Genomic DNA, 14124 nt, shown 5'->3' on the forward strand with positions numbered 1-14124 from the left:
GATCGGTGGCGGACATCGACGAGGCACGCGCGCACTTCGAGCGGATCGACGCGGACGGTGACGGTTTCATCACCGCCGCCGAGTTCAAGTCCGCTCTCGCGCAGGGGGGCGACTGGAACGTCACCGAGGCGGTGGCCGAGGCCATCATCAAGACCCGCGACCTCAACGGCGACAAGGTCCTGTCGTTCGACGAGTACTGGGCCTACCTGAACAAGTAGGTCCCACGAGCGCAGGGGCGCCCGGCACCTGGAGTGCGGGCGCCCCTTTCTCATGCCCCGGCCTCGACCCGGACCGTCCAGTCCGGCGTCCGGTGCCCCGTTCACGGGTTGGTCCCCGGTGCCGTTCAGGGTTGGTCGGCGGTGCCGGTCGTGGGGTGGCCGGCGGCTCTGCGGTACTGCCCGGGTGCCGTGCCGTACTCCCGCTTGAAGGCCCTGGCGAAGGCGAACTCCGAGGTGTAGCCGATGCGTTCGGCGACCTGGCGCAGGGTGAGGGTGTTGTCGCGCAGCAGCCGGCCGGCCCTGGTCATCCGCCACCAGGTCAGATAGGCCAGGGGCGGTTCGCCCACGAGCGCGGTGAAACGGCGGGCGAAGGCCGCCCTGGACAGGCCGCCCCGGGCGGCGAGTTCGGCCACCGTCCAGGGGTGGGCCGGGTCGCCGTGCACGGCGCGCAGCGCCGCCGAGACCGCGGGATCGGCCAGCGCCGCGGACCAGCCCCTGCCCTCCTCGCCGCCCCGCTCCCGCTGCCACCAGGCCCGCAGGATGTAGAGCAGCAGGGTGTCGAGCAGCGAGGTGACGACGGCGTCCGCGCCCGGCTGCCGCCCCTCCAGCTCCATCCCGAGCAGCTCCACCGCGGCCCGCAGCGAGCGGTGGGCGCCCACCCGGGCGGGCAGACGGACCACCTCCGGCAGCTCGGAGAGCAGCCGGTGGGCACGGGAGCGGTCCAGCTGGTAGGCGCCGCACAGCAGTACCGTGTCCGGCTCCGCCGCCCGCGCCGTACGCGGCGGTTCGGGCCAGCGGCCGTCCGGTCCGGGGCGCACGTCCTGCAGCGGTACGTCCGGCCCGCTGGCCAGTGCGTGGCCGTGCCCGTGGGCCAGGAACACCACGTCCCCGGGCCCCAGCGCCACCGGCTCGCCGGCCGCCGGCAGCAGCCACGCCGACCCGCGCAGCACCACATGGAAGCCGGCACCCGCCGAGGCCGCGAACCGCATCCCCCAGGGCGCGTACTTGTCCCGGCGGGAGGAGTGCGGCCGCCCGGTACGCATCGCGGCGACCGCGTCGCTCAGTACGTCCATGTCCACACCGTAGTCCGGCGAGACGCGCGGACAGGAAAGCGAGACAGCGGAGCATGGATCGTCTCGCGGACGCCGCCTAGCGTCGACCGCATGACGAACACCGCACGCACCGTGCTCTTCCACGAGACCGGCGGCCCCGACGTCCTGACCGTCGAGGACGTGCCGCTCCCCGGCCCCGGCCCCGGCGAGGTCGCCGTACGCGTCGAGGCGCTGGGCCTCAACCGGGCCGAAGCCCTGTTCCGGTCGGGCACCTACTACTACCAGCCGACCCTGCCCGCCTCCCGGCTCGGCTACGAGGCCGCCGGGATCGTCGAGGCCGTCGGCGAGGGCGTCACCGAACCGGCCGTCGGCGACCCGGTGACCACCGGCCCCGGCATCGAGATGAGCGCGCGGGGCGTGTACGCGGAGCGCGTGGTGCTGCCCGCGTCCTCGGTCGTCCCGCGCCCCGACGGCGTGGACGCGGTCACCGGCGCCGCGGCCTGGCTGACGTACACGACGGCGTACGGCGGGCTGCTGGAGACGGCCGGGCTGCGGCCGGGCGACCACGTCCTGATCACCGGGGCGTCCAGTGGCGTCGGCACCGCGGCGATCCAGGTCGCCCGCCGGATCGGCGCGGTCCCGCTCGCCACCACCCGCACCGCGGACAAACGCGATCGGCTGCTGGAGCTGGGGGCGGCGGAGGTGATCGTCACCGGGGGATCGACGGCACAGGACGTGGCGAAGGAGGTCAGGCGGCTCACCGGGGGCGGCGGCGCCGAGGTGATGTTCGACGCGATCGGCGGCCCGGACTTCCGCCCGCTGGCGGAGGGACTGGCCGCGGGCGGCTCGGTGGTGGTCTACGGCTGGCTGGACGGCAGCCCCGCCGAACTCCCCTGGAACTGGCCCTTCACGATTCACACCTACGCCAACGGGGTCCTCACCGCGACCCCCGAGGGCCGGCGCCGGTCCACCGCCTTCCTCAACGCGGGCCTGGCCGACGGCGGCTTCCGCCCGGTCGTCGGTGAGGTGCTGGACGGCCTGGACCGCATCCGGGACGCGCACCGCCTGATGGAGTCCAACACGCACATCGGCAAGATCGTCGTACGGATCTGAGCGGGGCCCGGGTCCGGAACCGGGCCTCACCCGTTCGGACCGGCCGTGGAATAGGCCGCGCACGCCCGAGGTTGTCGCCGCACAGCAGCGTATGTATGCAGGTGCATGGACTCTCGAAAGGTGTGTCATGAAGATCGGCATCATCGGAGCGGGCAACATCGGCGGCAACCTCACCCGGCGGCTGACCGCGCTCGGTCACGACGTGTCCGTGGCGAACTCGCGGGGCCCCGAGACGCTCGCCGCCCTGGCCGAGGAGACGGGCGCGAAGGCGGTGCGGGCCGGGGAGGCGGCGCGGGGCGCGGAGGTCGTGGTGGTCACGGTCCCGGTGAAGGCGGTCCCGGACCTGCCGTCCGGGCTCCTGGACGGCGCCGCGGAGAACGTCGCCGTGATCGACACCGGCAACTACTACCCGCGGGAGCGGGACGGCCGGATCGCCGGCATCGAGGACGAGGGCATCACGGAGAGCCGCTGGACCGAGCGGCAGATCGGCCACCCCGTGATCAAGGCCTTCAACGGCACCTTCGCCCAGGACATCCTGGACCGCGGCCGCCCCGCCGGGGAACCCGGCCGCCAGGCCCTCCCGGTCTCCGGCGACGACGAGGCCGCCAAGCAGGTGGTCCGCGCCCTGATCGACGAACTCGGCTTCGACACGGTCGACAACGGCGGCATCGACGACTCCTGGCGCCAGCAGCCGGGCACCCCGGTCTACGGCCTGCGCGCCGACGCCGAGGGCGTCCGCAAGGCACTGGCGGAGGCGTCCCCTGAGCGCCCGGAGAACTTCCGCGGCTGACGGCTCCGCCGGGTCCTGCGGGACGGCCGGCGACGGGACCGGACCGGGGCGCCCGGTCCCGCCGCCACGGACCGGCGCCGCCGCTCAGTCCTTCTTCGCGGCCCAGGCCTTGAGGGCGGCCTTGCTCGCGAAGTCCGCGACGTCCTTGTCATGCGGATCGCTGGTGTACTGGTGGAAGACCCAGTCGGCCTTGATGCGGGGGTGGCCCGCGCTGACGTAGTCCGCGATCCAGAGACCGTCGCCGGCGTACGAGGTGCTGTCGATGTTGAGCCAGAAATCCCGGTTGGTGTACAGCACCACCCGGTAGCCGGGCCGCAGTGCCTTCACCTTGCGGATGAAGGAGTCCTTCTCGGCGTTGCCGGCGTGGGTGCCGTCGCCGGTGGTCTCCCAGTCGACGGCGAGGATCTCGCCCGCTTTTTCGGGGGCGTGCTGGACGAAGTACTCGGCCTGGGCGGTGAGGTTGCCGGGCCAGAGGAAGTGGTAGTAGCCGACGACCAGTCCGGCGTCGCGGCCGGTCTTGGCCTGGGCGGCGAGTTTGGGGTTGACGTACGAATGCCCCTCCGTCGCCTTGATGAAGACGAAGGAGAGGCCGTCCGTGTCGTAGCTGGAGGACTGGTACGCGCTCACGTCGATGCCGTGCAGCATGGGGGACTCCCTGGGTGCCAGTGGGGTGACACGAGTTGCAACTGCGTATGTCGTATTCCCCGCCGCGCCGAGAGGGATCCGCGTGGGCGCGTGAATTGTCAGCCGCGGGCCGCCACCTCGCCGAGCACGGCCGCCGACTTCGTCGACCAGTCGGAGGTGATGATGCTGGCGTGGTCGCCGGCCAGCAGCGCCAGCCGGGCCGCGACCTCGGCGTCGGTGGGAGCGGTCGAGGAGATCGCCGGGGAGACGTTGTAGGCGTCCGTCATGATCAGGATGTAGTGGTTCGTGGCGTAGAACGACGTGTCGTAGCCGTTGTTCACGTACGTCGCCGCGTCGCCGTCGAAGAACACGAACCAGGGCTGGATGGAGGCGTCGTACCTGCTGGTCCGTGGGTCCCCGTTCGCGGCGCCCAGGACGGCGGGGAAGGCCTGGGCCTGGGAGATGTTCCCGGCCGCGTACAGGTCCCGCAGGTGGTCGCCGTACTCCTTGTCCGTCCAGTAGTGGTCGAACGGGTTGGCCTGCTCCACCGTGCCGGGGATCAGTTCGAAGATGAACTTGCCCTTGAGCTGGTCACGGGTGGGCCAGGCGTTGGCCTTGGCGGCGGCGTCGAGGGTGGAGTACGAGGAGCCGAGCAGGTCGGCCGGCTTGTACACGCTGCTGCCGAGCTTCTGCGAGACGAGCGTGTCGAAGGCGGTGGGCCCGAGGCCGATGGTCTGGTTGAACCCGACCTTCATCTCGACCTTGACGACGATGGGCGCGTGGTCCGGGTGCAGTTGCTCCCAGGCCGCCATGTTGTCGAGGCAGCTGCCGAGGTCCTGGCTGGTGGCCTGGCCGTAGAGCTGGCCGGGGGTGTTGGCGTGTTCGCAGTTGTTGTCGTCGCCCCACGGGTTGCTGTGGCTGACCCGCCACCGCTTGCTGATGCTGTCGACGTACACGTCCAGCTCCAGCAGCGAGGCTCCGGAGTCCAGCGCCTGCGCCCAGTAGGTGTACTTGCTCCTGTCGTACGCGTTGTGCGTGCCGACGGAGGTGGTCCCGGAGAACTTCGCCGCGTTCAGGTCCGTGGCCGTGGCCGTGGCCGTGGCCGTGGCCGTGTCCGCGTGCGCGGCCGAGCCCGCCATCACGAACAGGGCCCCGGCGCCCACGACCGCCGCCAGCCGTCTCAGTACACCCATGACCCAACTCCCTTGGATTGGTGGTGAGTTGGCGGCAGCGTAGAAGCATACGGTTACTGATCGGTAGCCCCTGGGGGAACATCGGTCTCCGGAACTCCCTCAGGACTCACGAGGCCGCACGTACGCTGGCCGCGGGCGGAGGCCGGAGGAGGCGCTGGTGCGGACGGACCCGATGGCGGTGCGGCGGCCTGCGGGCCTCTTCGTGGGACTGTGCACGCTGGACGTCATCCAGCTGGTGGACCATGTGCCGGGGCCGGACGAGAAACTGACGGCCCGTGACCAGGTGGTCGCGGCGGGCGGTCCGGCCACGGGCGCGGCGGTGGCCTTCGGCCGGCTGGGCGGCCGGCCGCGGCTGCTCACCGGCCTCGGCTCCCATCCGCTGGCGCTCGGCGTCCGGGCGGATCTCGACGCGCTCGGGGTGCGCGTCACCGACCTCGCCGCCGGCCGCGGGCAACCGCCCGCGGTGTCCTCGATCCTGGTCACCGAGGCGACCGGAGAGCGCGCGGTCGCCTCCGTCAACGCGACCGGGCACCGGCTGCGGGCCCCGGCCGGCCTGGCGGAGCTGGTGGAGTCCTGCGACATCGCCGAGTTCGACGGGCACCACATGGACCTGGCCGTCGAGGTCGCGCACGCCGCCCGCGGGGCCGGGCGGCCCACCCTGCTCGACGGGGGCAGCTGGAAGGACGGCACGGAGCGGCTGCTGGCGTCGACCGACGTCGCCGTCTGCTCGGCGGACTTCCACCCGCCCGGTACCGCCTCGCCCGCCGAGACCCTGGAGTTCCTCCGGGACCACGGGGTGACCTGGGCGGCGGTCACCGGCGGCGCGGCGCCGATCATGTGGGCGGGCCCCGGCGGCGGTGGCCTGGTCGGCGTTCCGGAGACCCGCGTGGTGGACACGCTGGGCGCGGGGGACGTCCTGCACGGTGCCCTCGCCCACCAGCTGAGCGGTCCCGGCCCCCTCGACGGGCCGGCCTTCGCCGAAGCCCTGGCCCGGGCCGCGGCGGTGGCCTCCCGCGCGTGCGCCTCGTTCGGCACACGCGCGTGGCTGACCGCGGACTGACCGGCGCCCGCCGGTGAACGCGCACCTCTGCAACTTCCCTGTCGGTCCCACGGGCCGCTCGCGTATCCGCTCGCGGCGATTCGGCCACGTTCCGTGGCCCGGGAAGCGCGGTGGTCGGCGGTCGGCGATACGCGAACCCCGGATTCACGCGGCCGGGTGGCAGCCGGGACGGTCGCGCCCCGGCGTGCCGCCACCGCCCCGTCACGCCGTCACGCGCCCGATCACCGGAGGAACCATGAATCCCGTCTCCTGCCCGTCTCCACCAAGTACGGCAGCACCACGGGTCACAAGCTCGGCGTTCTGCTCAGTGATCCCCTCGGCACGGCCACCATGTCGGTGGACGAGACCAGCGGACAGCCTTACACGCGACGCTTCTTCAAGCCCTACGGAGAAGTCCGCGGCACCAAGCCGACAAGCTGGCCAAACAGTCGTTCGTGCCTCGGCAATGGCATCGACGACACCAGTACCGCCCTCACCCACCTGGGCGCGCGCGAGTACGACCCCTCCGCCGGGCGCTTCCTGTCCGCCGACCCGGTCATCGACGCGGCCGATCCGCTCCAGATCAACGGCTACGCGTACAGCCACAACAACCCCACGACGCAGAGCGATCCGACCGGACTGTACGACCTGGACCGGATGGAGTTCGAGCGGCAGCAGGAACGGAAGAAGCGAGAGGACGAGGAGAGAAGGCGCAAGGCGCGGGCTGAGGCTTTCAAGAAGCCTCAGCGAGAAGTACACCCTGGCTCACGACACCACGATTCCGATGGCCAAGTCATGGTTGGTGATGACCCAGCCGCACGGCGGCGGATCAAGGGCGGGCCGAGCGAGCATCCCGGAAGCGACTGGTCCAACCATCCCTGGATGCCCAAGAGCCCGGTCGGAGGTGGCATCCCGATGCCGCTCCCTGTCATCCCGTGAGCCGACGGTACAGTGAGGCCCCCTGAGAGCTGTGGATCGGAGTAGTCGGCCATGGATATGACGCTTCGAAGGATTTCCGCTGCGGATGCGGACAAGGGATTCCGGCATGTCGTATCCGGGTTCTCGGGTGAACGCAGCGGCGTTGAGGGCGAGTGCTTTCTCGGCCGCGAGTCGGAAGTCCTGGAGCAGATCCTGCTGGCTCAGGGGCCTGAGGAGATCAGCGAACTTCCCATCACCATGGGCGATCTTCTCGGCGACGATGACCTCGGTACCGCCTGCTTCTACCTTCCGCCGGACGAGGTGGCGGTCGCAGCCGGTTTCCTGGTCACCATCGACGTCGATCGGTCCGTCGCCGAGCACGCCGACGAGATCGCGGGGACGTTTCGCCACGGTGATATCCCGGATGGCCACCTGGAAATCCTCGGCCGTTATCTGAAGAACGTCTGTGATCTCTACACCGCGGCCGATCAGGCAGGTGAAGGCGTTGCGAAACTCGTCCAGGGCTGAGACCCGCCGCCCCGGGCCACGGCCGGTAAGGGGTTGCGGCCGTCGTGAGCGCCACGGGTGTGCCGCTGACCCTGCTCGCCGGCTGCGGTACAGCACCTGCTTCCCCGGGTGAATCCGCGTCCGCGGGTACGTCCACGACCAAGGCCGCGGACCCGGCCACGAAGGCACACGAGATCGAGCAGGACCTGAAGACCGCCGCCCGCGCCGGTGGCCTGTCCTTGTCGGATGAGCCCAACAGGGACGAGCAGGGCTGCGTCGTCGGTTACCTACTGCATCCGTTGTCCCAGAACGGACCCGACTCCGTGGACGCCACGCTCACGAGCCTTCACGACGACGGCTGTGGTGAGCGATGGCGTACTGCAAGGACGTCAGCTCGCACGAGTACTCGGACGACGCTGACGAGCCTGGCCGGGTCGGGTGCGGGCACGTCCCTGCTGAACGTGGGGTGGCTCGCTGAGGGGCAGGAGTTCCCGCTGGGCGACGTCTCCGGGTCGGTGATGGCGGCCGAGGATGTCGATGCCGCGGGTCATTCGACGTGGGCCGAACCGGGCGAGCGGCAGGCCGCCCTTGAGGACGAAGTGCTCCCGGCCCAGGGGCCGATGAACGCCTGCGATGTGCTGGAGTTCGCTGACCCCGCCGCGTCTGCTCCGGCGCAGGTAGCGGCCGAGCGCGGACAGGGCGAGGGTCTCGCCGAGGCGGCTGCGGTGGCGCATCGCGTCGACGGCGCTGCGGGCTGCTTTGTACATGGGGATGGTCTCTCCTGGGGCTGCTTCGAACCGTTCGAGACCGAGGGCGAAGGTCTTTGCGGCGTACTGCGCCACGAGGGTCGGCGGGAAGGAAATCGTCGGGCGGCATGTACCGCGCGGCACGGCGATGTGTACTGCTGCGGGGACGTCGTCGATCAGCTCATGCAGGGCCAGGACGGATTCACCGCATACGACGGCGCGAGGGGCCCGTGCGCACGCGGCCGGCAGATCCGAGTGCGCCGTCTCTCGGGGACTTTCCGCCGCGTGAGCAGGGAAGGCCCCGACAGTGCCGAAAGACACGAACGCGCTGGTCAGGGCCCATTCCCCTAGCACTCGATGATGTTCACCGCCAGCCCGCCCCGGGCCGTCTCCTTGTACTTGACGCTCATGTCGGCGCCGGTGTCCTTCATGGTCTTGATGACCTTGTCGAGGGACACCTTGTGGGAGCCGTCGCCGCGCATGGCCATGCGGGCCGCGGTGACCGCCTTGACCGCGGCCATGCCGTTGCGTTCGATGCAGGGGATCTGGACCAGGCCGCCGACCGGGTCGCAGGTGAGGCCGAGGTTGTGCTCCATGCCGATCTCGGCCGCGTTCTCGACCTGCTCCGGGGAGCCGCCGAGGACCTCGGCGAGCGCGCCCGCCGCCATCGAGCAGGCCGAGCCGACCTCGCCCTGGCAGCCGACCTCGGCGCCGGAGATGGACGCGTTCTCCTTGAAGAGCATGCCGATCGCGCCGGCGGCGAGGAGGAAGCGGACCACCCCGTCCTCGTCGGCGCCCGGGACGAAGTTGATGTAGTAGTGCAGGACCGCCGGGATGATGCCCGCCGCGCCGTTCGTGGGGGCGGTGACCACCCGGCCGCCGGCCGCGTTCTCCTCGTTCACGGCCATCGCGTAGAGCGTGATCCACTCCATCGCGTGCGCCAGCGGGTCGCCCTCGGCGCGCAGCTGGCGGGCGGTCACGGCGGCCCGGCGCTTGACCCGGAGCCCGCCCGGCAGGATGCCCTCCCGGGACATGCCGCGGGAGACGCATGCCTGCATCACCCGCCAGATGTCCAGCAGGCCCTCGCGGATCTCCTCCTCGGTGCGCCAGGCCCGCTCGTTCTCCAGCATCAGCGCGGAGATCGACAGACCCGTGTCCTTCGTCAGGCGCAGCAGCTCGTCGCCCGTGCGGAAGGGGTACTTCAGGACCGTGTCGTCCAGCACGATGCGGTCCGCGCCGACCGCGTCCTCGTCGACGACGAACCCGCCGCCGACCGAGTAGTACGTCTTGGAGAGGAGTTCGGCCCCGGACGCGTCGTACGCCCAGAGCGTCATGCCGTTCGCGTGGTAGGGGAGCGCCTTGCGGCGGTGGAGCTTGAGGTCGTCGTCGAAGGAGAACGGGATCTCGTGCTCGCCGAGCAGGGACAGGCGCTTCGTGGCCTTGATCGTCTCGATGCGGTCGTCGGCGGTCTCCACGTCCACCGTCCGTGGCGAGGAGCCCTCCAGGCCGAGCAGCACCGCCTTGGGGGTGCCGTGGCCGTGGCCGGTCGCGCCGAGGGAGCCGTACAGCTCGGCGCGTATGGAGGCGGCGGAGGGCAGCAGGTCCTCGTTGCGCAGGCGGCGGGCGAACATCCGGGCCGCGCGCATCGGGCCGACGGTGTGGGAGCTCGACGGGCCGATGCCGATCGAGAACAGGTCGAAGACCGAGATGGCCACGGGAACTCCTCCAAAGAGGGTGGGGGCACACGTCGTCGGGTGCCCCCACCAGGGAACTACTTGTTCAGACCGGGGTAAAGCGGGTGCTTCGCCGTCAGCGCCTCGACCCGGGTCCTGAGGGCCGCCGCGTCGTAGGACGGCTTCAGCGTCTCGGCGATCACGTCGGCGACCTCGGCGAAGTCCTCGGCCGTGAAGCCGCGGGTGGCCAGCGCCGGGGTGCCGATCCGCAGACCCGAGGTGACCATCGGCGGCCGCGGGTCGTTCGGGACGGCGTTGCGGTTGACCGTGATGCCGACCTCGTGGAGGCGGTCCTCGGCCTGCTGCCCGTCCAGCTCGGACTCACGCAGGTCGACGAGGATCAGGTGGACGTCCGTGCCGCCCGACAGGACGCTCACGCCGGCCTCGCGGGCGTCGGCGGCGGTGAGCCGCTCCGCCAGGATGCGGGCCCCCTCCACCGTACGACGCTGGCGCTCCTTGAAGTCCTCCGAGGCGGCGACCTTGAAGGAGACCGCCTTCGCCGCGATCACGTGCTCCAGGGGGCCACCCTGGAAGCCCGGGAAGACGGACGAGTTCAGCTTCTTCGCGAAGTCCTTGCGGGCCAGGATGATGCCGCCGCGCGGGCCGCCGAGCGTCTTGTGGGTGGTGGAGGTGACCACGTCCGCGTAGGGGACCGGGTTCGGGTGCAGGGCCGCCGCGACCAGGCCGGCGAAGTGGGCCATGTCGACCCACAGGTACGCCTCGACCTCGTCGGCGATCCGGCGGAACTCCGCGAAGTCCAGCTGGCGCGGGTACGCCGACCAGCCGGCGATGATCACCTTCGGGCGGTGCTCCTTGGCGAGCCGCTCCACCTCGGCCATGTCGACCAGGCCGGCGTCGTCCACGTGGTAGGCGACCACGTTGAACTGCTTGCCGGAGAAGTTCAGGCGCATGCCGTGGGTCAGGTGGCCGCCGTGGGCGAGGTCCAGGCCCAGGATGGTGTCGCCGGGCTGGGCCAGCGCGAACAGGGCCGCCTGGTTGGCGGAGGCGCCGGAGTGCGGCTGCACGTTGGCGTACTCGGCGCCGAACAGCTCCTTCACCCGGTCGATGGCGATCTGCTCGGTGACGTCGACGTGCTCGCAGCCGCCGTAGTAGCGGCGGCCCGGGTAACCCTCGGCGTACTTGTTGGTGAGGACCGAGCCCTGTGCCTCCATGACCGCGAGCGGAGCGAAGTTCTCCGAGGCGATCATCTCCAGGGTGGACTGCTGGCGCGCCAGCTCCGCGTCGACCGCGGCTGCCACCTCGGGGTCGAGCTCGTGCAGGGGCGTGTTCAGAAGCGACAACTCAGACATCCGTTCTACGACTCCTCAGCCGGCGGTGAAGGCGGTGTACTCGTCGGCGGAGAGCAGGTCGGCCGGCTCGTCCGTGACGCGCACCTTGAAGAGCCAGCCGCCCTCGAAGGGGGCCGAGTTCACCAGGGACGGGTCGTCGACGACGTCCTCGTTGACCGCGGTGATCTCACCGGTGACCGGGGCGTACAGGTCGGACACCGACTTGGTCGACTCCAGCTCGCCGCAGGAGTCGCCCGCGGTCACCGTGTCGCCGACCGCCGGGAGCTGGACGAAGACGACGTCACCGAGCGCGTTGGCCGCGTGCTCCGTGATGCCGACCGTCGCCACGCCGTCCTCGGCGGCCGTGAGCCACTCGTGCTCCTTGCTGTAACGCAGCTGCTGGGGGTTGCTCATGGCCTGAATTCTCCTGTACGCGGGGGAGTGCTGGTGAAGGGGGGACTGCTGGGGATACGCGTGATCAGCGGCGATGTGCGCGGGGTCACGCCCGGTGGGCTGCTCGGTGGGCTACTTCTGGCGCTTGTAGAAGGGCAGTGCCACGACCTCGTACGGCTCGTGACTGCCCCGGATGTCCACGCCGACGCCCGCCGTGCCCGGCGCCGAGTGCGCCGCGTCGACGTACGCCATGGCGATCGGCCTGCCCAGGGTGGGGGAGGGGGCGCCCGAGGTGACCTCGCCGATCACCTCGCCGCCGGCGACCACCGGGTAACCGGCGCGCGGCACCCGGCGGCCCTCGGCGACCAGGCCGACGAGCACCCGCGGCGGGTTCTGCTCGGCGCGGGCGGCGGCCTCGGCGAGCGCGGCGCGCCCCACGAAGTCGCCCTCCTTCTCGAACTTCACCACCCGGCCGAGCCCGGCGTCGAAGGGGGTGAGCGAGGTGCTGAGCTCGTGCCCGTACAGCGGCATGCCCGCCTCGAGGCGCAGCGTGTCCCGGCAGGACAGCCCGCACGGCACCAGACCGGCGCCCTCGCCGGCCTTGGTCAGCGCCTGCCACAGCTCCACCGCGTGCTCCGGCTTCACGAACAGCTCGAAGCCGTCCTCGCCGGTGTAGCCGGTGCGCGCGATCAGTGCCGGGACGCCGGCGACGGTGCCGGGCAGCCCGGCGTAGTACTTCAGCCCGTCCAGGTCGGCGTCGGTGAGGGAGGCGAGGATGCCGGGGGACTCCGGGCCCTGGACGGCGAGCAGCGCGTACGCGTCCCGGTCGTCGCGGACCTCGGCGTCGAACCCGGCGGAGCGCTCCACGAGCGCGTCGAGGACGACCTGGGCGTTGGAGGCGTTGGCGACGACCAGGTACTCGGTCTCGGCCAGCCGGTAGACGATCAGGTCGTCCAGGATGCCGCCGTCGGCCCGGCAGATCATGGTGTAGCGGGCCCGGCCCGTGCCGACGGAGGCGATGTTCCCGACCAGGGCGTGGTTCAGCAGGGCGGCGGCCTGCGGGCCGGTCACGGTGATCTCGCCCATGTGGGAGAGGTCGAAGAGCCCGGCCCTGGTGCGTACGGCGACGTGCTCGTCGCGCTCGGAGCCGTAGCGCAGGGGCATGTCCCAGCCGGCGAAGTCGGTCATGGTCGCGCCGAGCGAGCGGTGCAGGGCGTCGAGCGCGGTACGGCGGGGTGCGGCGGAATCGGTACTGCTCATCGGTCGGTCGTCTCCCGAAGGTCCCAAGGGCATGACAGGCGAGGGCTGTCCTCCCCATCTGTCATCGGAACCTGAGAGGTTCGCCCTGACCACGGACGTGATCACGGCTTGCACCTTGGGTGGAGCCACTGACACAGCGGCCCGCTTTTCAGATGTGCCTCGCCCGCGCGGTAACGGGGCCTGAGAGATTCAAGGGAGGGACTTGCTCCTTCGGCGCCCCAGCGAAGACGGCTGGGGACTCTCCCGCGCGGATTCAAGCGGCCGGTATGCAGTTGGCGCGGACATCATTGCACGCCGCCCGGGGCCGTGGCAGGCCGGACCCGTCCCGCGCCTTTGTGACGGGCCTGTGGCAGGACGCGAACGGAACCGCGAGACACCGTGCATTACCTTCTCTTTACTTCAAGTGGGGAAAACCTTTCCTGAACCCCCAGGGAGGACGATCACGGTGACAAGGACCACGGCATACGCGACGACGACGGGTATCGCCCTGCCCCAGCAGCCGGCGGCCCCGGCCCGCGAGCGGTGCGACGAGCTCCCCGCGCCGGTCGTCCGCGACCTGCGCGGCCGCGCCGGGCACAGCCCGCGCGGCCTGCTCTTCGGCACCCGGGACCTGGTCGTGGTCACCGGGCTGCCAGGCAGCGGGAAGTCCACCCTGATGCACCGCACCGTGCAGGGCATCCGCATCGACTCCCAGGACACCCGTGACCGCTGGGACGCCCGCCTGGCCCGTCTCCTGCCGTACGCCGTCTACCGCCCGCTGGTCCGCCTCGCCCACTACGCCGGGCTGCGCCGCGCCCTCGGCACCGGCGAGGGCGTGGTCGTGCACGACTGCGGGACCCAGGCCTGGGTGCGCGACTGGCTGGCCCGGGAGGCCCGCCGCCGCGGCGGCACCCTGCACCTGCTGCTGCTCGACGTCACGCCGGGCACGGCCCTGGACGGCCAGCGCGAGCGCGGCCGGGGCGTCTCCCGGTACGCCTTCCTGCGCCACCGCAGGGCGGCCGGCCGGCTGCTGCGGGCCGCGGAGAGGGGCAGGCTTCCCGAGGGCGTCGGCTCGGCGGTCCTCCTCGACCGGGCCGCGGCGGACGTACTGCGCCGGATCGGCTTCGAGCGCTGAGACGGCCGCGACGGACCCGGTTTCGGCGTGCAGGGACGGCCGTGGCGGGCGGTGAGGGCCGTGGCGCGCCGGGACGGCCGTGGCGCGCGGTGAGGGCCGTGGTGCGCCGGGACGGCCGTGGCGCGCCGGGACCGC

Annotated in this window: 15 protein-coding genes and 1 riboswitch; of the genes, 8 read left to right on the top strand and 7 right to left on the bottom strand. The window is 71.5% G+C overall.

The genetic code is table 11. The annotated features are described in order from the left end of the window. The first annotated feature begins 5 nt into the window (after window positions 1-5). Entirely contained in the window at window positions 6-218 is a 213-nt protein-coding gene (locus ACFY0K_RS38055; protein ID WP_093498975.1) for an EF-hand domain-containing protein, read from the top strand. Window positions 219-343: 125 nt separating this feature from the next. On the opposite strand, the gene ACFY0K_RS38060 is transcribed toward ACFY0K_RS38055, so the two are convergent. Further along, a complete protein-coding gene (locus ACFY0K_RS38060; protein ID WP_390643716.1) occupies window positions 344-1291 on the bottom strand; it encodes an AraC family transcriptional regulator in 948 nt (315 codons plus the stop codon). Between the two features lie 90 nt (window positions 1292-1381). Here ACFY0K_RS38060 and ACFY0K_RS38065 point away from each other — a divergent pair, with 90 nt between their 5' ends. Both ACFY0K_RS38065 and ACFY0K_RS38070 read left to right on the top strand, forming a co-directional pair. Then, entirely contained in the window at window positions 1382-2383 is a 1002-nt protein-coding gene (locus ACFY0K_RS38065; protein ID WP_351961356.1) for a zinc-dependent alcohol dehydrogenase family protein, read from the top strand. Between the two features lie 127 nt (window positions 2384-2510). Continuing rightward, entirely contained in the window at window positions 2511-3173 is a 663-nt protein-coding gene (locus ACFY0K_RS38070) for an NADPH-dependent F420 reductase (protein ID WP_390643717.1), read from the top strand. Window positions 3174-3257: 84 nt separating this feature from the next. Here ACFY0K_RS38070 and ACFY0K_RS38075 read toward each other — a convergent pair whose 3' ends face one another. Together ACFY0K_RS38075 and ACFY0K_RS38080 are read right to left on the bottom strand one after the other, a co-directional pair. Then, entirely contained in the window at window positions 3258-3818 is a 561-nt protein-coding gene (locus ACFY0K_RS38075) for a glycoside hydrolase family 25 protein (RefSeq protein WP_388602137.1), read from the bottom strand. A 98-nt stretch (window positions 3819-3916) separates the two neighbouring features. Continuing rightward, on the bottom strand, window positions 3917-4990 hold the full coding sequence (locus ACFY0K_RS38080) for a phosphatidylinositol-specific phospholipase C domain-containing protein (protein ID WP_390643718.1): 1074 nt from the start codon (window positions 4988-4990) through the stop codon (window positions 3917-3919). A 172-nt stretch (window positions 4991-5162) separates the two neighbouring features. Between ACFY0K_RS38080 and ACFY0K_RS38085 the strand changes: the two genes are divergently transcribed. The 4 genes from ACFY0K_RS38085 (at window position 5163) to ACFY0K_RS38100 (ending at window position 8551) form a co-directional block, all read left to right on the top strand. Then, on the top strand, window positions 5163-6050 hold the full coding sequence (locus ACFY0K_RS38085) for a PfkB family carbohydrate kinase (RefSeq protein ID WP_390643909.1): 888 nt from the start codon (window positions 5163-5165) through the stop codon (window positions 6048-6050). A gap of 330 nt (window positions 6051-6380) precedes the next feature. Beyond that, window positions 6381-6968, top strand: a complete 588-nt coding sequence (locus tag ACFY0K_RS38090) for an RHS repeat domain-containing protein (protein WP_390643719.1) — start codon at window positions 6381-6383, stop codon at window positions 6966-6968. Window positions 6969-7019: 51 nt separating this feature from the next. Then, entirely contained in the window at window positions 7020-7475 is a 456-nt protein-coding gene (locus ACFY0K_RS38095; protein WP_390643720.1) for a hypothetical protein, read from the top strand. 44 nt (window positions 7476-7519) lie between these two features. Beyond that, window positions 7520-8551: a hypothetical protein gene (locus ACFY0K_RS38100; protein ID WP_390643721.1), complete on the top strand. Its 1032-nt coding sequence runs from the start codon at window positions 7520-7522 to the stop codon at window positions 8549-8551. On the opposite strand, the gene ACFY0K_RS38105 is transcribed toward ACFY0K_RS38100, so the two are convergent. The 4 genes from ACFY0K_RS38105 to gcvT form a co-directional block, all read right to left on the bottom strand. After that, window positions 8548-9915, bottom strand: a complete 1368-nt coding sequence (locus tag ACFY0K_RS38105) for an L-serine ammonia-lyase (protein ID WP_390643722.1) — start codon at window positions 9913-9915, stop codon at window positions 8548-8550. The genes ACFY0K_RS38100 and ACFY0K_RS38105 overlap by 4 nt on opposite strands. Window positions 9916-9971: 56 nt before the next feature. Then, a complete protein-coding gene (gene glyA / locus ACFY0K_RS38110) occupies window positions 9972-11234 on the bottom strand; it encodes a serine hydroxymethyltransferase (RefSeq protein WP_390643910.1) in 1263 nt (420 codons plus the stop codon). Window positions 11235-11258: 24 nt separating this feature from the next. Beyond that, window positions 11259-11636 carry a glycine cleavage system protein GcvH gene (gene gcvH, locus ACFY0K_RS38115; RefSeq protein WP_390643723.1) on the bottom strand — a complete coding sequence of 126 codons (378 nt, stop codon included), beginning with the start codon at window positions 11634-11636 and terminating at the stop codon, window positions 11259-11261. 111 nt (window positions 11637-11747) lie between these two features. Beyond that, a complete protein-coding gene (gcvT, locus tag ACFY0K_RS38120) occupies window positions 11748-12875 on the bottom strand; it encodes a glycine cleavage system aminomethyltransferase GcvT (RefSeq protein WP_351961346.1) in 1128 nt (375 codons plus the stop codon). A 158-nt stretch (window positions 12876-13033) separates the two neighbouring features. Continuing rightward, window positions 13034-13131, bottom strand: a riboswitch (glycine riboswitch). Between the two features lie 183 nt (window positions 13132-13314). Between gcvT and ACFY0K_RS38125 the strand changes: the two genes are divergently transcribed. Continuing rightward, window positions 13315-13989, top strand: coding sequence for an AAA family ATPase (locus tag ACFY0K_RS38125; protein WP_390643911.1), 675 nt, complete (start codon window positions 13315-13317; stop codon window positions 13987-13989). Window positions 13990-14124: the final 135 nt, after the last annotated feature.

Origin of the sequence: Streptomyces sp. NPDC001507 (assembly GCF_042894765.1) — a bacterium.
Taxonomy (GTDB): domain Bacteria; phylum Actinomycetota; class Actinomycetes; order Streptomycetales; family Streptomycetaceae; genus Streptomyces.